17 protein-coding genes are annotated in these 22,932 nt (G+C 59.5%); all 17 read right to left on the bottom strand.

The window, feature by feature from the left end; translation table 11 throughout:
- The coding region (locus L9Z73_RS07240) for a type VI secretion protein IcmF/TssM N-terminal domain-containing protein (protein ID WP_247397954.1) at nucleotides 1–3,096 on the bottom strand (3,096 nt) is incomplete at its 3' end.
- Entirely contained in the window at nucleotides 3,096–3,764 is a 669-nt protein-coding gene (locus L9Z73_RS07235; protein WP_247397951.1) for a DotU family type IV/VI secretion system protein, read from the bottom strand. The genes L9Z73_RS07240 and L9Z73_RS07235, both read right to left, overlap by 1 nt.
- Entirely contained in the window at nucleotides 3,761–5,143 is a 1,383-nt protein-coding gene (tssK, locus tag L9Z73_RS07230) for a type VI secretion system baseplate subunit TssK (protein ID WP_247397949.1), read from the bottom strand. The genes L9Z73_RS07235 and tssK overlap by 4 nt, the downstream gene beginning before the upstream one ends.
- A gap of 63 nt (nucleotides 5,144–5,206) precedes the next feature.
- Nucleotides 5,207–5,824 carry a type VI secretion system lipoprotein TssJ gene (gene tssJ / locus L9Z73_RS07225; RefSeq protein ID WP_247397947.1) on the bottom strand — a complete coding sequence of 206 codons (618 nt, stop codon included), beginning with the start codon at nucleotides 5,822–5,824 and terminating at the stop codon, nucleotides 5,207–5,209.
- On the bottom strand, nucleotides 5,821–6,228 hold the full coding sequence (locus L9Z73_RS07220; RefSeq protein WP_247397945.1) for a DUF4150 domain-containing protein: 408 nt from the start codon (nucleotides 6,226–6,228) through the stop codon (nucleotides 5,821–5,823). The genes tssJ and L9Z73_RS07220 overlap by 4 nt, the downstream gene beginning before the upstream one ends.
- A 10-nt stretch (nucleotides 6,229–6,238) precedes the next feature.
- Nucleotides 6,239–6,886 carry a DUF3540 domain-containing protein gene (locus L9Z73_RS07215; RefSeq protein ID WP_247397944.1) on the bottom strand — a complete coding sequence of 216 codons (648 nt, stop codon included), beginning with the start codon at nucleotides 6,884–6,886 and terminating at the stop codon, nucleotides 6,239–6,241.
- Between the two features lie 11 nt (nucleotides 6,887–6,897).
- Complete coding sequence (locus L9Z73_RS07210; protein WP_247397940.1) at nucleotides 6,898–7,869, bottom strand: pentapeptide repeat-containing protein; 972 nt, start codon at nucleotides 7,867–7,869, stop codon at nucleotides 6,898–6,900.
- On the bottom strand, nucleotides 7,866–10,988 hold the full coding sequence (locus L9Z73_RS07205; RefSeq protein WP_247397937.1) for a type VI secretion system Vgr family protein: 3,123 nt from the start codon (nucleotides 10,986–10,988) through the stop codon (nucleotides 7,866–7,868). The genes L9Z73_RS07210 and L9Z73_RS07205 overlap by 4 nt, the downstream gene beginning before the upstream one ends.
- 30 nt (nucleotides 10,989–11,018) lie before the next feature.
- A complete protein-coding gene (locus L9Z73_RS07200) occupies nucleotides 11,019–13,871 on the bottom strand; it encodes a DUF2169 family type VI secretion system accessory protein (RefSeq protein ID WP_247397934.1) in 2,853 nt (950 codons plus the stop codon).
- A 91-nt stretch (nucleotides 13,872–13,962) separates the two neighbouring features.
- Nucleotides 13,963–16,695 carry a type VI secretion system ATPase TssH gene (tssH, locus tag L9Z73_RS07195; protein ID WP_247397931.1) on the bottom strand — a complete coding sequence of 911 codons (2,733 nt, stop codon included), beginning with the start codon at nucleotides 16,693–16,695 and terminating at the stop codon, nucleotides 13,963–13,965.
- Nucleotides 16,696–17,703: a type VI secretion system baseplate subunit TssG gene (tssG, locus tag L9Z73_RS07190; RefSeq protein WP_247397928.1), complete on the bottom strand. Its 1,008-nt coding sequence runs from the start codon at nucleotides 17,701–17,703 to the stop codon at nucleotides 16,696–16,698.
- Nucleotides 17,667–19,382, bottom strand: coding sequence for a type VI secretion system baseplate subunit TssF (gene tssF, locus L9Z73_RS07185; RefSeq protein ID WP_247397925.1), 1,716 nt, complete (start codon nucleotides 19,380–19,382; stop codon nucleotides 17,667–17,669). Before tssF ends, tssG begins: the two co-directional genes overlap by 37 nt.
- Before the next feature lie 3 nt (nucleotides 19,383–19,385).
- Nucleotides 19,386–19,805 carry a type VI secretion system baseplate subunit TssE gene (gene tssE / locus L9Z73_RS07180; RefSeq protein WP_247397922.1) on the bottom strand — a complete coding sequence of 140 codons (420 nt, stop codon included), beginning with the start codon at nucleotides 19,803–19,805 and terminating at the stop codon, nucleotides 19,386–19,388.
- 70 nt (nucleotides 19,806–19,875) lie between these two features.
- Nucleotides 19,876–20,364 carry an Hcp family type VI secretion system effector gene (locus L9Z73_RS07175; protein WP_020291465.1) on the bottom strand — a complete coding sequence of 163 codons (489 nt, stop codon included), beginning with the start codon at nucleotides 20,362–20,364 and terminating at the stop codon, nucleotides 19,876–19,878.
- Nucleotides 20,365–20,523: 159 nt separating this feature from the next.
- Complete coding sequence (gene tssC / locus L9Z73_RS07170) at nucleotides 20,524–22,008, bottom strand: type VI secretion system contractile sheath large subunit (RefSeq protein WP_247397921.1); 1,485 nt, start codon at nucleotides 22,006–22,008, stop codon at nucleotides 20,524–20,526.
- A 3-nt stretch (nucleotides 22,009–22,011) separates the two neighbouring features.
- Entirely contained in the window at nucleotides 22,012–22,509 is a 498-nt protein-coding gene (tssB, locus tag L9Z73_RS07165; protein ID WP_247397917.1) for a type VI secretion system contractile sheath small subunit, read from the bottom strand.
- 98 nt (nucleotides 22,510–22,607) lie between these two features.
- Nucleotides 22,608–22,932: type VI secretion system domain-containing protein (locus tag L9Z73_RS07160; RefSeq protein WP_247397915.1), on the bottom strand; the 325-nt coding region annotated here is incomplete at its 5' end.

Below are 22,932 nucleotides of genomic sequence, written 5' to 3'. Positions count from 1 at the left end.
CAATTCCACCACGGCCGCGGTGGCCTGCAGTGTGGCAATGCTCTGCTTGAGCTCAGCCCGTTGCGCCACCAGGCTTTTCTGCTCGGCTTCGAGTGCCTGCCGGCTTTGCTGCTCGGTGGCCTGCTGGGCCTGACTCTGTCGCTCGGCACCGAGCAGATCGTTGCGCGCATGCTGCATACGACTGACATAAGCGTAGAACGCACCGGTCAACGGAATTTGCACACCCAGCGCTTCCCGTCCGCTGTAGCGCTGCACATCGCGTTGCACGAAGGTTTTCACCGCCCCGTTCATAAAGGCCGGCAGTTGACCGCGTTCGCCGTACAGCAGCTCGTTAAGCATGACCGGGTCCTGCACGCCCTGGATCGAACTGAGCAACTGCCCACTCCAGTCACTTTGCAGGCGACAGGCCGCCACTTCGGAGGCGTAATGCGAGGCGAAATCCAACTGGCCGGTCGCCAACGACCAGACCACATCTTCACGCGGATCCGGCCCCTTCAGCGCCTGGATCAAGGCGCTGCGCACGCTATCGGCTTCCCACAGCGGCGCAGACTTCACCGCAGGATCGGCACCGAAACCCCAAGTATCCACGGCAACCTGGAACGCTTGCGCATCGCTTTTCTGCAGATCGGCCACCACACCTTTCATCAACTGCTGAAACCTGGCCAACGCGCGGGCTTGGGTCAACTCGTCGCGCAAACCGTTGACGCCACTCTCGATCGAGCCGCCATTGGCCATGCCCTTGAGCACATCGCCGCCTAGCGCATTGGTGATTTTCAGACTGCCCAACGCCCCCGCTTCGGCATGCAGATCGTTGTTACGGGCCAGTTCAAGCAAGCGATCGAGCGACACCGCGCGGTTCGCCCAAGGTGCGCGTCGCTCGACCGGGATCAGGGCGAACCGTTCGGCACTGCGATGCAACAGCTTCAGGAACGGATCGTTGGGCGTACCGACGACACTCAGGGCCAGTTGCCAGTCACCGCGACTTTTCAAGCGTGTCTGCGCACTGAGCAGGCTGTCCTGCAGAAACCGATACCAGGCATCCTGGGTATCGCTTCGGTACTGATCGAGGAATTTCACCCGCTGTGTCTCCCACAGCGCGCTGTCACGGCTGGCGAGGCCGAGTTCATCCATAAAAGCAAAAATCGCAGTATGCCCTTGCGACGTATAGGCACCGGAAAGACTCAGTCCCGGGTTATCGCTATCGCTCCAGTATTCAGCCAGCCGGATCGGCGGCAGATTGTCCTGCAGTTCCGCCCAGGCTTTCAGCCACGTCAGGGGGCGTCCTTCAAGCCCCATGCTTTCGAGCTGACCCAGCAACGCTGCTCGCTGGCTCTGCATCTGCGCCATATCGGTCTGCCACTCCAGATAGGAGCGATAGCTGCTCCCCAGGGTGACCAACTGCCCGGCGCTGGTCGCTTGCTTGGAACCGTAGGTCAAGTTCAGGAAACCCACCTCGGAACCCGGCAGCGGCAGGTTATCCATCGACTGATTGTTCAGACGGGCATCGAGCAGGTTGATCCGTCGCACAAGGAATTCGGCATACGCGGCAATCAGGCGTGGATCGCCGCTGTTCAACGCGCCGCGCAGGTTTTGCGAGATGACACCATCGAATACTGGCGTGCGTATTTCGTGGTCGAACAACCTGACGTAGTCAGAGCGGTAGTGCTCCTGGACCTGTTCGATATGCCTTGAGAACGGCAGCAAACCATGCCAGCCGCCCTGCTGCTGGGCAGACAGGCTGATCAACGCTTGGCGGAAGCGACGCAGCGCATCCAGGTCGGTCTCCAGCCCGCCGTCGAAGTCCTCGGCCGCTGGCGGCTCGTCCATCGCTTCGGTAAGCACTGCCTCAGTGTGGTGGTCGGCATACACCAGCAAGGCGCCAAAGCCGACACACAGTCCCAGCCAGCCAAGCACTGCGGCATGCGCCAACAGCCTGCGCCAGCGATGCCAACTATCGATGGGCTGATAAGCATGGCGTTGCGCCGGCAACAGCTGTCCCAGCAACTCATGACTGAACCAGCCTTCGCTTGTGCCGTCAGCCTCTTGCCCGTTGGCCGTGAGGAACAGCCCGCAGAGCAGCGGCAACTCGCTGTAGGGGTTGGCGTCAAACGCGGGTAACAGCAGATGCTGGAGACGCGAGCGTAGATCAACGATGCGCTCCGGCAGGCTGAACGCCTCTTCATCAGGCAGGCCACGCACGCCCAACTCGATACGCAGGTCGAACAGGCGCTGGCCAATCCCACTGAACATCTCTTCGAGAAACACCTGCGCCGCCCCCGTGCGCTGCAGGCTGAGCAGGCCGAATGGCTGCTCACGTTGCGGCGGTGTAAGAGCGGACGCCCATGGAGTGAAGCCCGGCAAGGCTTCGGCACCGGTAATAATGAAATACACCGGCAAACGGGCACCAAAGACCTTCACCAGGTCATCCAGGCGGCGGCGCAGATTGTGCCCCTGCTCGGCCAGGCGCGCATCGGAATCGCTCAACAAGCGCTGGCAGTCGATCACCAGCAGTACACCATTGAGGGGTTCACGGCGCCGCGAACGCAACAGCCAGTACAGCAACCGCCGCCATTCCGGGCCCGCGTCGCTGTTGCCCTCGGCCATGCGGCCGGCGGGATCAATGATCACGCCACGCTCAAGGAACCACCAATCCAAGGCCCCAGTCGAGGCCGCCGGCTTTCCACCGTGGGTCGAACGCAAGGCCGAGGTCAGCCCGCTGTTGCCCAGCAAACGCCGGGTGCCGCTGTCACTCTCGCCCAGCGTCAAGAACCAGGGCAGCACATACAGCGGTGAACCCAATCGACTCAGGCGCGACTGGCGCAACATCTGCACGCCGCTGTTCCAGTCCTGATCAAGCGCCGGCGCCTCATCGCGACGACTCTGGGGCAATTCGCTGTTCATCCGCCGACGCAAGCGCCAGGCATACCAGCGCCGCCCGACCCCGCGCAGGCAAAAAACCAGCAACAGCGCAACGATGAAAATCACCGGCACGTACCACAATGGCCAGTTTTCGTAGAGCGCCAGGCCCCAGAGCAACAGCACAATGCATACCAGCAGCAGCCCCCAGAGCAACAACACCCCTGCTTTCTTCAACATCAGCGCATCTCCAGCAATTGGCTGACTTGTCGACCCAGCGAGAGATCGAAACTGATGTAAAGCACGGTCAACAGAATCAAGGGCACCCCGATCAGCAGCAGCAACGAAATACCGGGCAAGCCCCGGCGCACCAGACGTAGGCGCGTTGGCAACTGCGCCTCGGGTTGTTCAAAGAGATGGCTGGTGGCATCCAGCGGGACCATCTGCCGATCGAGAATGATCCGTTCCAGGCAGAGCCGACGGTATTGCATCAGTTCACCGCCCGGACGGGTCGCGTAGCGCCCCTGGAAGCCGCCGAGCAAGGCCAGGCCGAAGACCTCGCGGGCACCGCCCGCCGCCTCGGGCAACGCCTCCAGGCGCTGGAAGAACTCGACACCGGCACGACTGGTGGAAAAGTAGTGACGTTGCAACGGGGCGCGCCGCCATTCTGCCGCCCCGGGCCATTCGCCAGACATGGCCGCCTCATCGATCCAGGCGACCACCGCGAACAACGCTTCACGCACTTCGGCTTCGGCAAAATGCAGCTCGCGGGCCCGATTGGCGGCGCCATCGAGCAGCACGATGAGCGCCGGCGCAAGCGTCTCGTAGGACTGTGCCGGATCAATGAAGCCGCGTTTGGCAGCCTCGAAACTCGACATCCAGCAGTCAGCCAGGCGGGGATTGATCATGTGCGCACCACCACCAGGTCGATACTCAGGTCAGCCGGCGGCTGGGGCAGGAAAAACGCCGCCTGCCGCTCCTGCTGTAGCGTGTCCCAACCATCGCTCAGCGTTTCCAGGCGGAAGTACAACGCGCCGGCCACCCGTGGCAGCCCCTGGGGCGGAACCTGCAGGTAGATCAACTCGACGCCGGGCAATGCGCGGTTGACCAGGCCTTGCATGACACTCAGCGCTCCGAGCTTGCCATCCATCGGCAGGCTCTCGGCCAGCCACACAGGATCGACCACACTGCGCGCCACCAGAAAGTAACGATGCCGTGGGCCGAAAAATGCGTCCGGTAATGGGGCCTGATAAAAGCCTTCCTGCAGTTGCAGGTGCACCAGCAACTCTGAGCCAATGCTGATTTCATTGAGCTGCTGGCCGATCAGGGCCACCAGTGCAATCGTCGCGGCCCCCGCCTCCTCGTGTTTGTACGGCGGCACCAACAGACGCCCATCCGGGGTTTCGCCGAGCATGTCGCAGACATCGGAAAACAGACTCAACTCACCGACAAGTTGGCGCAGGGTGCCGTAAAGCTCCCATGGCGAAACCTGCGGTGTTTCGAGCAAATGCGTCAGCAACGGGCCATAGCGATTCAATACCGCCAGGGCCATCAGATGGTTGACCTGCGCAGCGTCGAGATCGCCGCGCCGCGACTCTCCCGGCTGCTTGTACACCGACAACTGCCGCGCCCGGCCGACCAGTTCGTCACGGACTTCACGCAAGGTTTGCAGGAGCATCGGCGATGCCGCCAGATTGATCGACGGCGGCACGTAGCGCTGGGCCGGCCGGACGCGATCACCGTCCAGTTCAAGGCGGGCAATCGGCAGCAGCTCGTAGGCGCTCAAATGCTCCAGCTCATCCTCCCAGAACAGCCGCAACACATAGGACATCGGCCTCACCCGCGCTTCCGGGGAATTGCCGAGACGGTCACCGATCACTTCCGGGTCAGCCGCCACGATAAACCGCGCTTCCGCCCGGGAACCGGCCGAGAGGGTCTCGAACACTTGCGCGTTGACTTCGCCTGGCAGCAAGCGGCGCAACCCCACAAACAGCGTGCGGCCGCCACTGAATTCGCTCAGGTCCAGGCTGCGCGACTCCAGCACCGCATTACCCGGATATTCGGCCAACGTGCCTTCGGCGAAGCGCACCGACAATTGATCGAGCAGGCATTGTTTGGCAACCAGCGCGGGCTCGTTGATCTTCAGCGAGATCAGGCCCCACGGGTATGGATGGTTCAACCCCGTGGTACGGGCAAGACGATGCTCGATACGGGCATCGTTCTGTTGGAAATGCTGAGGCTGGAGGAACAAGCCCTGGTGCCAATACAACAACTGATCGATATTCATAGGGCTCGGTTTCAGGCAAAAAATTGAAAAAGCGTGGCCGTTGCAACGCTCACGACAAGTAGGTCAGTCCTGTGCGCCGGGCAGGCGCACCTCGCCCTCTCGGGGCTGCACCGGCTTGGGCAACGCCAGACGACTTTCCTTGCCGCGCAACAGCGCATCGGGCCCGACGAGCAGGTCAATGGCGATGGGGCGCGGTGTGGCGGTCCAGGTCTTGCTGAAGAACCCCGTCGACGTCACGTCGACGCCGATCTGGTAGAGCTTGACGCTGCGCGCCGGGTCCAGGTGCGCATAGCCGACGGCGACGCCGACCATCTTCGCGCCCTCGAGTCGCGGCAAGCTCAACTGCCGGGTCTGACCCGGCTCGATAAACAGCCGCGTAAGCCCGATCATCCCGGGCGGCGCGCTGTTCATCAGCAGCAGGCTGCTCAGTTGCTGGGAGCTGCCGGTGTAGGCGGAAAACGCACTGATCTGATCGAACTGCGTGATCACCACCAACAAGTTATGCGCCTGGCCGTCGTACTGATTGAGGTCGTTATCGGCGGTGAAGCTCAGCTCGATGGCGTTTTCGGTGTAGTCCCATTTGAGCGCGGTGAGGGCCTTTTGCTCGGGGGTGAGTTCCTGGCTGCTGCAGCCGACGAGCAGCGTGCAAAGGATGAGCAGATACGCGCAAACCGGTCTCATGACATCACCGTCACAAGGGTCTGACTGCCAGCCGATACCACACCGATCGTATTACCCGGCGCACCGTTCTGCAGGGTTTGCGTGGTGACCCGAACGGCGGGTTTACCACCGACCATGACCTTGGTGCTGCCATCGGTAAAGGTCATTTCGCCCATGATCTTGCCGCTAACGACACCACCTTGTGCGCCCGCCTCATCGCCATTGCTGGAGGTCACCTTGCTCATCTGATTCATCGCTGGCATACCGGCGATCAACACATCGTTCACCAGGCCGCCGGGGTCGGCCATGCTGGTATCGGCAATGTTGGGATAGGGCATCGGAACAGGCCCCGCTGGAGTCGCCGTTTTACAAACATCGGGCTGCGAGGCGGTAGCAATCGCGCCGCCATTGTTGAGCATGTACATAGTGGTTTCCTTAACCCAGCTTGATGCGTTGAGCATCGATTGCAACGGCTACATCCGCGAACAGATCGAGGGTTTCGCCCCGCACACTCCAGTCGCCATCAATGCGTTGGCGCAACGAGCCGGCATGCACGTCTTCGTGCCCTTGCACCTGGCGTCGACTGTCACCGTATTGAGCGTCGTGCCGGGTCGCCTGTTGACTGATGCGTTCGGCGTGCTCGTTAAGCTCCTGCCAATGGCTGTCGGAGCGCACGCCGGTAACGCTCAACCGATCAACACTGATCTCGGTTTTGCTAAAGCGCGCCGAACTGCTTTGGGCTTCAACCTTCAAGCTCGGCCCCGCATCCAGCGCCATACCATCACGCGCCCGAATATTCAGTGCTCCCATTGGGAGGTTCAGGTACAAATCGCCGGGCACCCGCAGCTCACTGCTCTGCGCCTGACTGCGCTCCAGCACGCTGAGGACGTAGCCCTGGTCGCCAGACAGGGAAATCAACACGCAATCCCCCACGGCTGGCTGCAACAGACAGCCCAAGGCGGGCTTCAACCAATAGCGATGACCTTCGGCGCTGACCACACCGAAGCGCTCGCCATCGACGGCATTGATTCGCGCATGGCGCAAAATGGCGGGCTGATCAAGAAACTGCAGAGCTTCATGCATGGGATGAGCGCCTATAAAGTAGGTTGCCAGCGTTGCGCCGCGAGGCGTTCGCTGTCTTGGGGACGAATGGACTGACGGTTGGCGTCGCGCCAGTCGCAGCCTTCGAGTTCGGCCGCATGAAAGTCGGTGTCGGTAAGGTTGGCTGCAACGAACGAGGCTTGAGTCGCTTTCATTTCCTGACATTGGGCGTACTGCAGGGATGCACCGGTGAATACGCCGCCCGTTACATCTGCCTTGTTGAGATTTGCCCGCTCCAGGCAAGCACCTGTGAAGTCAGCCGCAGGAAATTGCGCTTCACTGAAAATTGCCTGGTTAAGCGTTGCACGGGAAAAGCTGATTCGATCGCCCTTGCAGCGATAGAAAGAGGTGGACACTGTGTTTACGGCACTGAAATCAGCCCCCACAAATGTCGACTCATCGAAGGCACATTGCTCAAGACGAGCTTGGCCGAAAGCAGGGTTTTCGAAGCAGCACTCGGTCATCCGCACTTGCTGCCACTGCGCACCCAGAGCCTGCAAGCTGCGCAAACTGCAGCCTTGCCATTGGCATTGCGAAACGTCCACGTCACTCAATACAAGATCATCGAACACCGAATCGATAAAACTCACGCCTCGTAAAGTGGCGAGACTGAGATCCACTGCAACACTATGAGTACGCAGCCAGCGGCCGCCGCTCAGGCTGACGCCGCTGAACTTCGCAAAGTCCAGAGTACAATCGGTCAACATCACGCCATCGAACGGACAGTTGGAGAAATCCGCTCCGCTTAACTGACATCCACGCCATTGACTGGTACTCAAGTTCGCACCGGCAAACCGTGCGCCACGCGCATCCACTCGCTCGAATCGCCCCTGCCCTAGATCGACATTGCGGTAATCACCTCCGGCGAGAATGAGATCGCGCAGAGGCATGCCTTTAGCCAAAAGCGAGTGCAACGCGTCAGCTGGCAATGGGGTAACAAGGGTTATGGATTCAGTGGGGCTCATGTTTTGTCGCCTGTCTGAGTCCCATCAGCTCCCTGATGATTCACCCCCGTCACCACACTGGCGACGGCCTTGCCTGCCGAAGCCACTGCACCGGGGGTGGCCTTGGCTGTAGAAGTAACAAAAGAACTGACTTTGCTGGTGGTATCCGCTAACCCCTTGGCAGCTGTAGCGGCACCTGGAACATCCCAATCCGCTCCCGCATCAAAAACAGCTTGAGTGGTCGCCACCGTAGACGCGAGGGCTCGGACTCCGGCTGCGGCAATACCCGCTTTAGATTCTGCAAATCCTTCTTCGACTCGATTGATGATGGGGGTGCTAATAGTTTTGTCGTTAAGCTTGCTAAGCGCTCGGTTAGCACGCGCTTTTATCAAATCAACAACGTCTCTTACTAACTGGGTCGTATGAAGAACTTTCTTCATTACGTCTTGGGCGGTATACACCACCTGCATCCCACCGGCCGGCAGCTTAACCGGACTCTTCAGCGCAGCCGCGCTGGATTGCAAAAGAATATTCTCCAAACTTAGGGCTACATTGTTGATGGCCGCCAGCTTATTGAGGGCTTTTTGAACCCCACCACGTTTATCCGCGTACAGAGCTTCGTAATCACTCTTGAACTTTGCAAATTGTGTTGCCACCGGAATCGGCATCGCAATTAGACCCAGCTTTCCGGTATTGGAATACGCCGCTTCACAATGCACTTCGTTACTTATCAGAAAGTCGGCGATTATATTTTTTAGAGCGCAGACGTCACCCTCCACCTGCAAGGAATCCTTGACCAACAGGCAACCGCCTACCACCACATTACCGTCCAGGAGGATGGGCGCATTGTTTCGTGTTTTTATGACGAGGCCACTACTGTCCAGTGTAATGGTGTGATCGTTGCCGGTTATCTTAAACGAGTTAATACCTCGAACAGCGCCGATGTCCGTCGTAACCCCGAACTGCGAGGCATCAATTGACGCAATAATCGTGTCAACGGCATAGCTCGTGGTTTTAACTAGGTGAGCAGTGGACTGTTCTTTTTTATGGTGATCGTAACGATAGCCACTCCCCTCATTGACGTCGGCCTTGGCCCCGCGCTTGTTGTAATTCAGGACAGTCGCATAATCGGTGTATTGATTTTTTTTACTGTCATCACCGCCGCCAATATTAACCGTACACTGGATATCCGCCCGGGTGATTTCAGCCGTATAAGAGCCTTGCGCTGCTGCAGGCGCTACACCACCAACACTCAAGTTTACCCATCCACCAATTAATTGCTCTGCCGTTGGAGTAGGCATGCCGGCGAAACCTTGAAAACCATCATCGCGGATATGTTTATCCGGCCTGAGGAAATCGGTGGTATTGAAATCGGAACTGCGTCCAATACTTGAGCCGTAAACATCACCTACGTAGTGCGTATAGGTGTCAGAGGCCAATTCCATATGATCTTGTGTCGTCAAATGGGCACCGCTGATCGCGCCATCGCCCATCACCAGATTTGTCTTGCCCGCCGGAGACCCCAAGGCCATTAAAGCACCGGCTTTATTGTCATCCACGACCAGATAACTTCCGCCAGGACTAGAGAACCCACTTTGCGTTACATTGCTCTCATTGACCCGATTGAGGTTTTCCGAGTTGGGCACTGTACCGGTAATAATCGGACGATCCGGGTCGCCCTCCAGAAACGAGACCAATACCTCGGCGCCTTTGAGTAGCGGAAAATGCATGCCATGCCCGGCACCGCTGGACAAAGTGACCATGCGTAGCCACGCGGACCCCCGGATAACCTCTTTTTGGCTGCGAACAAACGGGAAGATGACCTTATAACAACCATGCTCATTTAACAGCGGTTTGCCGCTGTCATCGCCATCGACAATTGCACTCAGCACACCCGTGATATGAGGCTTCGGCGTACTGCAAGGAGCCCTGTATTGCACGTTCGCAGGCAAGGCGACAAAACGCGTACTGCATTGCAAAGTACTGTCCACCTCACTGTGTTCGAGGGAGGGTAGTGGCTGGCTACCCTCATGCTGGACCTCGACAACCAGATACTGAGTGTTGAGCACGGCTCGCGGATGGTCGCTCAACGCCATCAGATAGCCCGCCCGCAACCCCGTCGCACTGCCGCCGCCGTGGAACTCGCGGCTTCTGCAACCCAACGCCTGAGCGCGACGCTTGGCCAGCCATGCACCCTTTGTCGTTGAGCCGAAATGCTCTCCGTGCAGTCCATAGTCACCGAAGAACACGCTGCTGCGGGTCGCCGCAGCGGCAGTGCGTTCATCATTGACAGGCATACTCGCATCAGCGACCGAGGCCGTGGCCTGCAGTTTCAATTGCGCATTGGTCGCAGAGAAATCCGTCAACACCACTTGACTGGCTTGGCTGATCATCCTGCGCCTGAACGTCCTGGCAACGGCCAGTGTCGTCTCGACCTGAACCCCACTGCTCAAGGGGCGAAAAACAAGCCTGGTCAAACCCGTTGCTTGCAATTTCTGGTCACTGCATAACACCAGGGCTTCCTGACTGGGACCTTGTTCGAAGTAGTAGTAGACACCGTAGTACTCCAGTAACCGCGAAAGAAAGTCAAAGCTGGTTTCTTCGAACTGACACGTAAAGCTAGCGCTCATAGAGTCCAGATCTTCTTTGAGAAAACGCAGATCAAAATCGAAATCGCCAACTTCACTTGAATACTGACCAGGTCCGGCGTTGACCAGCCCAACCTCTTTCAGTACATCCGTAACAATCTTATCCAGACTGCTGTCCAGCCAAATTTCGGAGAATCGAAACTGACGCAACAGCGCCATCCTCGGCTCCAGAACCACGCGGAAGAAAAAATACTCTCCATTGTCATCAAGCTGCTCCACGTCAGTGACCACGCCGTGATAAACCTGCGGCAGGCCTTGGGCATCAGTAATGGCCAGGGTCGCGGGTTTACCGAGCATGGCCTCGTCATCCAGCGTTGAGTCGCGTGATACCAAGCGCACCTCAAAGCGGTAAGGCCGGGAAAGTGCTTCCTCTCCTTTCCAATCGAATACTCGAATTGCGGCATTCGGAAATGCTGTGCTGACGAAGCTACACAGGGGTGTATCAATTGCTTGCATGGTCGGCTCCATGGACAGCATCGACTCATAAGCCATCAGGCGGTCCTCAAGCAGAAAAGGGGATAATCAATCACAAGGCAGGTCCTCAAGCACTCGGCAACGGGTCATCAGCGCTCCGTGAAAAAGAGCCCCTTTGCCCTTGACGCCTTCGGTTAAGGTTCCATGCAAATTGCTGCCACGAAGGTCGGTTTGGGCCAGATTGACCTTACGCAATCCGGCCTCCAGCAAATTCGCACCCGTCCATGTGGCGCGACTGAGATCAGTGCCCGTGAAGTCCGCACTGCTGGCATCCACGTGATAGCCATCGCTGTCGCTCAAATCGCAATCCAGGACCAATGCGTGTGACAGGCAAGCACCGCGCAAGCTGGCGCGATTCAGGAAAGCGTGTTGCAAGCTAGCGTTGCTGAGATTGGCACCATCCAGACGTACTGACGGCAGGCGACAGCCCTGGTCGAGTTGCCATTGCTGCAGCCGGGCGTTACTCAGATCAATATCGATGCCCTGACTCTCGGACCAGGAGGCACCTTGCAGATCAGCCCCGCAGAACGCCATACCATTGAGTTCACAGGCACGAAGCTGGGTCTTGCTCAGTTGTGCATCTGCCACATTTGCACCGCTCAGGTTACAGCGCTGCCAACGTCCACCCGCCCAGTTGACGCCTTGCAACCGGGCAGCGAGAAAACTGCACTCAACCCATTGCGTCGCCTGACCTTTGGCACCGGTAAAATCAGCACCGTCGAGCGTGCATTGCTCAGCGTAAGTTGCATTGAAATCCGCACCGTGCGCCTGCATCCGGTCCATCGAGCAGCGCTCGAAAATGGCGCCGTCCAAACACGCATCAGTCAGGTTGGCATCGCTGATCTCGCAGTCGATAAAGTGGCTAAGGCTCAGGTCTGCGCCGATAAAGGATGTACGCAAGAACTGGCACTTATGGAACTGGCAGCTCTTGAACACAGCGGCGCCAAAGTCAAATCCGGAAAAATCCAGCGACAGAAAGTACTCGCCATCGAGTGCTTGTTTACTGTCATGACTGGCCTGCAACAATTCTCGAGTCCAGTCAGGAGCGATGCCGGCTGAAACCTCTTGGGGTGAAACGGTTTTCATCGCAACAATCAGCGACTCAAGTTCGCTGATTTGCACTGCTCTTTGCTGCGCCTCGGCACTGCCTTCGGCGAGTGGGGCGTCGGTCAGCAAACCGCTGAATCGTATCAATGGATCATGGGCTTTGGCCTCGGCCAGCAAATCCTGTGCAGACATGCCCAGGTCACTGGCCATTTGCTCGAGCTGTTGCTGCAAGGTCGCCTCAAGCTCCACGACCATAGCCTCCAGATCCGTCTCTCCTAGCAAAGTATCGAGTTGCGCCTGGGCCATAGTCGGGGCGGGTGGCATCGCCGAAGCTTGCAGCTCGGCACGCAAGGCTTGTGGGTCCCGGTCCAGCAATCGGGCAACATCCTCTACCTGTTGCTGAATGGCAGCCTCACTTTCAGCCAGCATGATTTCAATCTGTTCCGGCCCCGCAAGCATTTCGACTTGCTCGCGGTAAGCCTCAGCATCAGCGGGTGTCTGGATGCCCCCCAGTGACCGTAGAGCTGAAGGCACAGATTCGTCCTGCCCATCCGAAAAAAGTTGATGCGCGGCGTTGAGCGTGGCATGCAGCTTAGGCATTAAAGACGTCAGGCTGCGTTCCATCGCTTGCGCCGTTTGCAGGCTCCCCATTGGATCCGCGACGCCCGTCAATTCCATGGACAAGGCCAGGTTCTTTTCATGCTCAGCGATGAACGCAGCAACATCTGCCTCAAAGTCGGCGCTCAACCGGGACAGTTTTTCTTCCTGTTCATCTGCCAGGGCTGCGTCGCCCGGCGGCACTTGCTCATCGCCGTGAGGACCGGAACGCTGCGGCCACAGCTCGGCAATCCACTCCTCTGGGCTCTTACCCGGGTCCGTTGCACGTTCGCAACGCAACGCCACTGCAGCAAGATCGTCGCCATCAATGTCCCGCACGGGGATCTGCGTTCGATAGACCAGCAGCACCCGCTCGACATCCGGAAACAACCATACGGTGTCCAGCTCAAGTTTTGCCTCTTCGATAAAGGGCGCGCATGCCGCCTGTGAACCTGTCGTCAACGTGTGCTGAACAAACAGCCGTGGGCGAAAGCCCGGCAAACGGCCGGTGATCTCCAACTGCGCAGGATGCATACCGGAAACGGACCAGGCCTCATTCCCTGCCCAATAGCCCGGTTGGACCTGATCCTGGGCGACTTCGTCAAACCAGCGTGGGTCTGTGTCCAACGGCGCAAAAGGCGCACGCTGACGTGCCCAAGCATCATCACAGGTCCCGAAAAAAGTCCGGCGCTCCCGGGAGTGAGGCAACAGCGGCAGCAAGCTGGCTACCTGCACAGCTTCACCAGGCGCACGCAAGGGCGTTTGCGGGCTTTCGACTTGAGGCAAGATCAGGCCTTCGGCGACATCCGGCTCAGTCGTGTAGCCGATCCCTTGAGGGTTGTCCGGGCTGTCGGCACCGCCATAGGCATGCTGCAAGTCCAGCGGAAAGACTGTCAGCGCACCACAGACAACAGGACTCCAACCCAGCAAACCTTTACGCCACTGGCGAGGAGGCTGCACATGCAGGGTCTTGACCAGCGAACCTAAGTTGACCCGCACCGCCATGCCAGCCTGTTGCGCTGTATTCAAAGGATAGGCGCTGCCGTGAACGGCAAAGGTGCCATGGGGTTTTTTCAAGCCACGATCGAACGGCTGTTTGGCGAAGCGCTCGGCCAGCCATGGCTGTGCCTGATCAGCCGTGACAATCGTTTGATCCGCTTCGTACAACAGCCCCACAGTCACCACCATGCAGGGACTATGTTCCAGACGATCCCGAGCGACCAATAACAGGCTGGCATCACCGTAATCAAGGCGCATGACGACGAGTCTCCCTGAGGTTCGACACAGTCACTGCAAGGTCCATAGTTGGCTGCACACGAGGCTGTCTATACGTTGCATGATTCATGGCTTAGACCAACTCTTCCAACGGCTCGGCAGCCAGGTCCGAAGCCCCGCTTTCGTTGGCCAGGATGCGGCTGATCAGCCACTCCCCCGAAGCATCCACCGCCACATGCAACCCAGCCAGCGGGCGCTGATCGGCAATCGCCCCGAGCAAGACGTCCGACAGACGCGGCGTCAGGCTTTTGCGCAAAATGAAGTCGATATTGCGCGCCCCGCTCTCCACTTCCGTGCAACGCGCGGCGATGGCGGCGGCGACCTCTTCTGCAAACGTCAAACGGACTTTCGACGAAGCCAGCAGGCGCTCGCTGAGCCGGCCCAGCTTGAGGCGCACGATGCCCGCCAGTTGCTCGCCACCCAGGGTGAAGAACGGCACGATGGTCATGCGCGCCAGCAACGCCGGCTTGAAATGCCGGGACAGGGTCGGACGGATCTTTTCCGCCAGGGTGTCCGGATCGGGACGCCCGTCAACGCACAGGTTCTGGATCTCTTCGGTGGCCAGGTTGCTGGTCAGCAACACCACGGTGTTGGAAAAATCGATCTGCCGCCCTTCGCCGTCAGACAGGCTGCCCTTGTCGAAGACCTGATAGAAAATGTTCACCACGTCCAGGTGGGCTTTTTCCACTTCATCGAGCAGCACCACCGAATACGGACGCTTGCGCACCGCCTCGGTCAACATGCCGCCCTCGCCGAAGCCGACATAGCCGGCGGGCGAGCCCACCAAGCGGCTGACGGTGTGCTTCTCCTGGTACTCACTCATGTTCACCGAGATCATCGCCTGCTCGCCGCCGAACAAATGTTCGGCCACGGCCAGGGCGGTTTCGGTCTTACCGACACCCGAGGGCCCGACCAGCAGGAACACGCCCAACGGCTGTTGCGGATCGCGCAGGCCGGATTGCGCGGCCTTGAGGATTTCGGCGATCTGCTCGACGGCGGTGTCCTGACCGCGAATGCGCATCTTGAGGTTGTCGGCCAGGGCCAATACGCCGCCCGCCGCATCGCGCAGCACTTTGCCCAGCGGCACGCCGGTCCAGTCGGAAACCACCTGGGCAATCGCATCGGGGCTGACTTCGGTGAACAGCAGCGGCGCGTCACCTTGCAGCGCGGCCAGCGTTTCGCGGGCCTGATCCAGCTCGGCCTGGCGTTCTTCCAGCGATGCCAGTACCTGCGCAACCTCGCCTTCGGCCGGAACCGGCAGATCCTGTTCTTGCAGAGTCAGTTGCTTGCGTGCTTCAAGGACGCGCAGCGCTGCGTCGCGCTCGGCCAGCCAGCGGACTTCCAGTGCAACACGACGCTCGTCAATATCAGCCTGTTCGTCGGCGATATCGGTCAGGCGTTGGTCTTCCACAGGGAAACCATTGCCACGGTCGCGCTCCAGGGCGCTCTGTTCACGCGCCAGACCGGACAACTGCCGCTCCATGCGCTCCAACTCGGCAGGCTTGATGCCCAGGCCGATCCGTACCCGGGCGCTGGCGGTGTCGAGCAAGTCCACGGCCTTGTCCGGCAGCAAACGCCCGGTGATGTAGCGATCGGACAATTCGGCAGCGGCAACGATAGCGTCATCACGCACGCTGACCCCGTGGACTTTTTCGTAGTGGCCCTTGAGCCCGCGCAGAATCAACACCGCCGTCTTGACGCTCGGCTCGTCCAGTTTGACCAGTTGGAAACGGCGCGCCAGGGCCGGGTCTTTCTCGAAGTACTTCTTGTACTCCGACCAGGTCGTGGCAGCGATGGTGCGCAGTTCGCCACGGGCCAACGCGGGTTTGAGCAGGTTGGCCGCATCCGAGCCACCCGCCGCGCCGCCGGCGCCGATCAGCATGTGCGCTTCATCGATGAACAGGATCACCGGCGTGGTGGACGCCTTGATCTCTTCGATGACGCCGCGCAGGCGGTTTTCGAACTCGCCCTTGACGCTGGCGCCGGCTTCCAGCGCACCGAGATCCAGGCTGAGCAGGCGTGTGTTTTTGAGGAAGTCGGGGACTTCATTCTGGCTGATCAACAACGCCAACCCCTCTACCACGGCGGACTTGCCCACACCTGGTTCGCCCACCGCGATGGGGTTGTTTTTACGCCGCCGGGCGAGGATGTCGATCATCTGGCGAATCTCATCATCGCGCCCGAAAATCGGGTCGATGCGCCCCGCCGCTGCCTTGGCAGTCAGGTCCTCGCAAAAGCGCGCGATATTGTCTTCGGCAGCGGGCGCAACACCGCCGGCACTGCCCAGCGAAGCGCAGGCCGTGCCGGTCTGCAGGCTGTCCAGCGGACCTTCACTGGAGCCGCCCAACAGCTGAGCAAACTCTGCCGTCAGGGCATCGGTGGAAATCGGCTTGAGCAGTTCGCCGTAACGGGTGCCGGCGGTGTAGTAACCCAGGCGCGATACCAGCGCCAGCAACAGCGAGCCGCCACGAATTCGCCCGGTGCCGACCACCAGCGAGGCAATCAGCCAGGCGTCCTGAATCCACTCAGTGAGCAGGCCGGCGAACACCGGACGCCCGGGGTTGCCGTTTTTCAGTTGCGCCAGGCCCTCATCCAGCAGCGCACGCAGGCGCAGCGGATCGATCTCGAATCGAGCGAGGATGCGCGTCGTATCGGCGTCCGGATCTTCCAGCAACTGGCGCAGCAGGTGCTCCAGGGAAATCTCGTAGTGAGCCCGCGCCAGGGTCTGGCCCGCCGCGTTCTCCAGGGCCTTGGTGCTGTACACATTGAGCCGTGCAAACAGCGGTTTGAGTTCTACCTGAATCATCTAGCGAGCCCTCTCTTCGAGCATTGGTCCGTGTTCGGCCGTCAGCATGAATACAACGTCGTCCTGTGTGTCACCGTCACCGAGCCAGGTATCCAGGCCCAGCCGCTGCCAGCCGCCCCCCAGCGAAGCGCACTGCTGCTTATCTGCCGCAAGACGCATGACCAGTCGGCTGCGTAGCGGTGTCTGCAGATACAATCCCACCAACCGTTCAAGCTTTTGATACAGCGCTTGCCCCGGCAATAACCCGTGAAAAGCCGCGGTACTCAGTGACGTCAGGCGGATGTCCAGCGTGCCGCTGCGGTCCATGACTTCACGACCGAGCAGGCTGTTTTCGCCCAACACACCGCACTGCATGCCCAGGTAAGTGCGCGCCGCACGGTCGATGCGCAGACGCGTCTCGACACAGGGCACGACTTCCACCGCGACATCACCGAGCGCGGCCTTGACCAGTTGCTGCAGACCCAGGGCCGAACGTGGGTATTGGTTGAACAACCCGGCATACCGCAGCAAATCGTTGGATTGATCGCGTTGCTCCGGACGCGCGTCCGCAATGCCGATCAGCGCCTGCAACTGGCGCAGGCTCTTGACGTCGCGCCGCTCGGTAATATCGATCCAGATCCGGTGCTTTTCCCAAGCACGAAACAGCAACGGATAGAGCGAGGCATGCAGGATGTCGAGAAAGTCACGTCCCGCAGAGTGGCCCAGCAGTTGCTCGTCGATCAGGTCTTCGGTGTAAAACGTCGGCAACGGCGAGGTGACGCCATACAGACCGAAAAAGTTCGCCTCGATCCGATAGCGACCGTCGTCGTCCTGCTCGATCCCCTCGATATCCCGCAGCGGAAACCCAAGCCCCAGACGCGGCCGGACGCGCACGTTGTCGACGAAGCCTTTTTCGCTCGGGAAACGTAACCGCAACAGGCGCAAGGCCTGGAAAAACCCGAACTCGCCGCCGTCATCGAGCAGCGGATCGATCACAACAGGCGTTGGTGCCCGATCTTCGCTGGCCATTTCAAGGTCTCGTGGTTGACGCTGTCGAACAGCGTGAAAGCGGTAAAGCTGTTGATTGCCGTACAGCCAGCGAAAAACTCATCGAGCACGCAACCGAACAGGTAGAAATTGCCGGGGCTGAGAAAGTAGTCGCCCCGGCACTCGACCCGGACCTCACTGCCTTCGATCGGCAGCCCACGAATAAAGCGCCGCTCGTGGCTGACGGTGACGGTTTCGATGGAGTCGATACGCCGCTGGTTGGCGTCCTGGGCACCTTCGCTGACACTCGGCAGATACAGCGCGAGCAGCCCGCGCAGGTAGTCGCGATCGGCCAGGCGGAAGTGGTTGGCATTGAGCTGCGAGAGCATGCGCCACAGCAACTTGTCGTCGAACTTGGGCGGCTGGCACGGTGTGATGCCACGAATGCTCTTGAACTCGACCCTGGGCGGCGTGTTGTCGGTAGGCTGGTTCAAATCGCCCAGGCGCAGGCTTTCCGGCAACTTGCCATTGGTGCAGAGCAAACCGATGGACAAGGTCATCTCGCCCGGCACTTTGCCTTCGCTGTAGGGCAGGCTCAGATAGTGGTCATAGCCTTGGGCATCGATGCTCGAGGCGCGGATGCGCAGGTTATAGGTGTCGCGCTGCGAGAAGGTATTGAACGGTTCCAGCAGCCGCTCCCCGCCTGCGGCGGAATAAGCACTGACCTTGAGCACCGAATGAATCCGCATGCTCATGCGCTGGCCATGGTCGGCAGGCTGGATGCGATAGTCGACTTGCTTGTGGTCGATGCGCAGCGGGTGCGCGTCCTGGGCGAACAGATTGATCGCTGGCGTCACCCCCAGCAAAAAGCTGTTGGCCGACAGATTCGGCGTCCAGTCCGGCAGGTTCTCGAACATCAGGCGCACGCTGAAACGCCCGTCGGCGCCTCTCGCCCGCCATTGTTTGAACCCGCAAAGCTCGATAAACAGAAATTTCTCGGGCAGCGCGAAGTATTCCTGCAGGCAACGATAGGCCGGGTGCGCGGTATCGGGAAACGGCAGCAAGGTGTTGCTCGCATCGAATCCCAGGCCACGCAAATGGCTGGCCGGCAGTACGGTCATCGGCTGCTCTTGGGCGCAGATACGAATCTCACGCAGGTTGAGCTGCAGCAGACGCAACAACTTGGAGCCATCGGCCAGGCCATCACCCAGATAGAAACGCAGGCTGTCGGCCAGCCAGCTATTGGGGTCGGCGGTGGTAAAAGCAAAGTCCAGAACCAGGCTGCGCTCTTCACCGGCGGCGCCGTCCCAGCGGCTACTGACCAATTGCAACGGTTCCAGATCGACCGCCGCGGTGCTGCGAAAGCGCACCCGCTGGCCATCGACCGGTACCGAGGCAATTTCGCATCCAGGCTCGATACGCGAGACCTCCTGCAATGCCCCACGCGGCTGAAATTGCAGCAGCGTCAGGCAGGGCAAGGGTTGCAGGTAATGGGGATAGAGCAGCTGCGCCAACTCTTGAATGAACTCGGGAAACTCGTCATCCAACCGTTGGCGAACCATCCCGGTAAGAAACGCCACGCCTTCGAGCAAGCGCTCGACATCCGGGTCATTGGCCGAGTCCACCCCCAGCAGCGGCGCCAGGGCCGGGTTGCGGCGAGCAAACTCATCGGCCAGACGCCGCAGTTGGTTGAGTTCATTTTGATAATGGCTGTTGAGCATGACTTAGTGCATCGCCAGGGACACGCGACCGTCCGAAGACACACGCGTTGCCAGGTGAATGGGAATGTCCCGGTCATCGATCGACACCACGCCTTCAAGACTGAAACTCAGCGACAACACTTCCTGCGCGCCTTCGGCGACCAGGATGCGCGGCGACTTCAAGCGAGGCTCATAGCGGGCGATCATGCGAGTCATGTTCTCGATTATTTGCGTGGTCTCGCCGGTCGCAAACGAACCGGCCAGATTGGTGAAGTCAGGTACGCCAAACTCGGCGTCAATCGGCACGCTGCCGCGCCGCGTATTCAAAATGCGTTGCAGATGCTGGACGATCGACTGCGTCAACACTTCCGCCTGGGTCAGGTGCGTGCGACCGGTTTCGACCTGCAGGCTTGTGATGCGCTCCAGCAATCGTTTTTCTCTCAACGCGGTGTACCTTCTGCGATAGCAAGAACGCCGCCCTGGACCAGGGCAGCATTGAACAGTCGAACCTGGCTTACGCTTTTGGCGCCAACCACGAGTCTTCGGCTTCGATACCGTCCGGCACCCAGGTCCAGACGATTTTTTCGTAGGTGATGCCGATGTCTTCCATATGGCCCATTTGCTTGAACTCAGGGTTCAATACGTTCGGCACCCAGGTGTGGGCCGAAACGAGCACGGCATTGCTCAGGGTGATGGTGTAGTACTTTTCTTCGGTGCCTTTAGGCGAGATCCGATAGAACTCCAGCACAACGGACTTGAGCTGCTCGCCGGAAGTCAGGGCTTGCAGCAACTTTGGAGAAGACTTGTCGATTTCCTTGGTCAGGGTCATGCCCTGGTGAACACGCTTACCAGCAGGCAGGCCGGTCTGCGGATTCTTCGGAATATCGATCAGGTGTTCGACGGCCTGAACAAGGATCATTCCTTCATGACCGGTAACGGTGCTGGAACCTTCGATCTTGCCTTGGTTCTGGCCTTCGATACTCAAGTAGCATGGCATTGGCATAACGTGTACTCCGGGGTTAATCAGTTAGTTTTCAGGCATCGATCAGAGCCTCTGGCCCTGTCTCGCTGCGTTGAATCCATCGTATGGAAACGCCGAGGCAATGACCCTCGGGTGAACACCTGAATGGGCAACCGCTGCGTTGCCCATTCGTGCTACCGATCAGCTCTTGTCGAGCTTGCCCACCAGCGACAGCGTGAAAGACGCGCCCATGTACTTGAAGTGCGGGCGAACTTTCAAACCGACGCGGTACCAGCCTGGATCCCCTTCGACGTCGCTGACGGTAATGTCCGCCTGACGCAATGGACGACGGCTGCGCACACCGGCCGCGGGGTTATCCATGTCGGCCACGTACTGGCGAATCCAGGTATTGAGTTCCGACTCCAGGTCGCCGCGCTCTTTCCAGGTGCCGATGTTTTCGCGCTGGATGACCTTGATGTAATGGGCCAGGCGACTGACCACAAAGATGTACGGCAGTTGGGTGCCCAGCTTGTAATTCAGCTCGGCTTCCTTGCCTTCTTTGTCATTGCCGAAGTACTTGGGCTTCTGGCACGAGTTGGCGGAGAAGAACGCCGCGTTATCGGTGTTCTTGCGCATGGTCAGTGCGATAAACCCCTGCTCGGCCAGTTCGAACTCGCGGCGCTCGGAAATCAGCACTTCGGTTGGAATCTTGGTCTGGGTTTCACCCATGGCCTCGTAGTTGTAGATCGGCAAATCGCCGACGGTGCCGCCACCCTGTGGGCCAATCACGTTGGCGCACCAGCGGTACTGGGCAAAGCTGTCGGACAGGCGACTGGCGAAGGCAAACGCGGCGTTGCCCCATAGGAAGTCCTGGTTACCACCACCGACGTTTTCGTTGTAGCGGAACGTCTTGGCAGGAATCGTGTCTTCGCCATACGGCGTGCGCAGCAGGAAGTGCGGCAACGTCAGACCAACGAAACGCGCGTCGTCGCTTTCGCGAAAGGCGTTCCATTTGGTGAACTGCGGCCCCTCGAAGACGGCTTGCAGATCCTTGAGGTTGGGCAGGTCGGCAAAGCTGTCGATGCCGAAGAACTGCGGGCCGGCCGAGGCGATGAAGGGCGTGTGAGACATCGCCGAAATGGCCGCGACCGATTGCAGCAACTTCATGTCCTGCGCGCCCGGGTTGAACTCGTAGTTACCAATGATGGAGCCGAACGGCTGGCCACCGAACTGGCCGAACTCTGCGGTGTACACCGCCTTGTACAGACCCGAACGGGTGATCTCCGGCGCATCCTCGAAATCTTCGAGCAGCTTCTCTTTGGAAACGCTGAGGATTTCCAGCTTGTTGTTCTCGCGAAAATCCGTGCGATCGACCAAAAATTTCAGCGAGCGCCAGGACGATTCCAGCTTCTGAAATTGCTGGTGGTGAATGATCGCGTCGACCTGGCGACACAGCTTGGCATCCAGCGTAGCGATCATGTCGTCGATCAATCCGGCGCTGACCTTCTCGGACTGCCGGGCCGGCTCGAGCAGCTCGGCGACAAAGGCTTCGAGGCCCTGACGGGTGACGGCATACGCCTCGTCGCCCGGCTTGACGCGAGTCGCTTCCACCAACTGATCCAACAGGGAAACCGACTCGACCGCCTGGCCGGTCGTATTCGCTGCCTGACTCTTTTCTTCGCTCATGGGTTATTCCTTGTCCTTTACGCCGAGTTCCGAGAGCAAACGCTCGCGGGCACCGTCATCGTTCATCAGGGCCTGAAGCTGCTTGCGAAACTCCGGCAAATTGCCCATCGGCCCTTTCAAGGCCTTGAGCGAATCACGCAGGGCGATCAGCTGCTGCAACTCGGGAACCTGGGCCACGATGGCATCCGGCTCAAAATCGCGAATGGACTGGAAGGTCAGCGATACCGGGAGTTGCTCATCCTCTGGCGCGTTTTCCGCCAGACGATTGGGTACCGCCAACTGCAGGCTCAGGTTCTGGCCCTTGAGCACATCGGTGAAGTTGTCTTTGTCGACGCGGATCGGTTTGAGGTCTTCAACCGGCGTATCGTCTTCACGCAAGGTGAAATCGCCGATCACCAACTGCTTGAGGGGTAGCTCGACCTGTTCCTGCGCGCCGCCGGTGTCAGAGCTGTAAACAATATTGACGCGCTCTTTAGGCGCGACCGAACCTTCACTAGCCATTAAATCTCACTCCTGTTTACCGGACTCGCTCAACGCAGCCGTTAGAAAACTCAAGGCATGGATATGCACACGCCTGCCAGGTATTGCCTGTTGCTCATTCAACTTGCCGGCTGGCTGGCCAAACGCCAGAAAGCCGGCAAATCCATTGCTGCCAACTGTTGCCCCCACAACGCTCTCGAACCGCCGTCTTCATGCGCCAGGGCCAACTCCAATAACGGCCGGACCAGATCCGGCTCCCAACGATCGAGGCCCTGCTCCGTCGCTTCCTGGAGCAATACATCCACGGCCACACGCAACTGCGCGCGAGGGTCGAAACGCTGTAGCAAATGGCATTGGGCGGCGCGCAGGCGAAACCGCTCGCGGCCGCTGCCGGCCTCTCGCACGGCGGCCTGCAAACTTGCCAGCGCTTCGTTCAAACGGCCT

The sequence above is a fragment of the Pseudomonas emilianonis genome (assembly GCF_023072625.1).
Lineage (GTDB): Bacteria > Pseudomonadota > Gammaproteobacteria > Pseudomonadales > Pseudomonadaceae > Aquipseudomonas > Aquipseudomonas paraveronii.
This window is presented reverse-complemented; position numbering and strand designations above follow the sequence as displayed.

Excerpts from the sequence above, each read along its gene's own strand:
- L9Z73_RS07235 (WP_247397951.1), bottom strand. The coding sequence starts at position 3,764 with ATGATCAATCCCCGCCTGGCTGACTGCTGGATGTCGAGTTTCGAGGCT.
- tssK (WP_247397949.1), bottom strand. The coding sequence starts at position 5,143 with ATGAATATCGATCAGTTGTTGTATTGGCACCAGGGCTTGTTCCTCCAG.
- tssJ (WP_247397947.1), bottom strand. The coding sequence starts at position 5,824 with ATGAGACCGGTTTGCGCGTATCTGCTCATCCTTTGCACGCTGCTCGTC.
- L9Z73_RS07220 (WP_247397945.1), bottom strand. The coding sequence starts at position 6,228 with ATGTACATGCTCAACAATGGCGGCGCGATTGCTACCGCCTCGCAGCCC.
- L9Z73_RS07215 (WP_247397944.1), bottom strand. The coding sequence starts at position 6,886 with ATGCATGAAGCTCTGCAGTTTCTTGATCAGCCCGCCATTTTGCGCCAT.
- L9Z73_RS07210 (WP_247397940.1), bottom strand. The coding sequence starts at position 7,869 with ATGAGCCCCACTGAATCCATAACCCTTGTTACCCCATTGCCAGCTGAC.
- L9Z73_RS07205 (WP_247397937.1), bottom strand. The coding sequence starts at position 10,988 with ATGGCTTATGAGTCGATGCTGTCCATGGAGCCGACCATGCAAGCAATT.
- L9Z73_RS07200 (WP_247397934.1), bottom strand. The coding sequence starts at position 13,871 with ATGCGCCTTGATTACGGTGATGCCAGCCTGTTATTGGTCGCTCGGGAT.
- tssH (WP_247397931.1), bottom strand. The coding sequence starts at position 16,695 with ATGATTCAGGTAGAACTCAAACCGCTGTTTGCACGGCTCAATGTGTAC.
- tssG (WP_247397928.1), bottom strand. The coding sequence starts at position 17,703 with ATGGCCAGCGAAGATCGGGCACCAACGCCTGTTGTGATCGATCCGCTG.
- tssF (WP_247397925.1), bottom strand. The coding sequence starts at position 19,382 with ATGCTCAACAGCCATTATCAAAATGAACTCAACCAACTGCGGCGTCTG.
- L9Z73_RS07175 (WP_020291465.1), bottom strand. The coding sequence starts at position 20,364 with ATGCCAATGCCATGCTACTTGAGTATCGAAGGCCAGAACCAAGGCAAG.
- tssC (WP_247397921.1), bottom strand. The coding sequence starts at position 22,008 with ATGAGCGAAGAAAAGAGTCAGGCAGCGAATACGACCGGCCAGGCGGTC.
- tssB (WP_247397917.1), bottom strand. The coding sequence starts at position 22,509 with ATGGCTAGTGAAGGTTCGGTCGCGCCTAAAGAGCGCGTCAATATTGTT.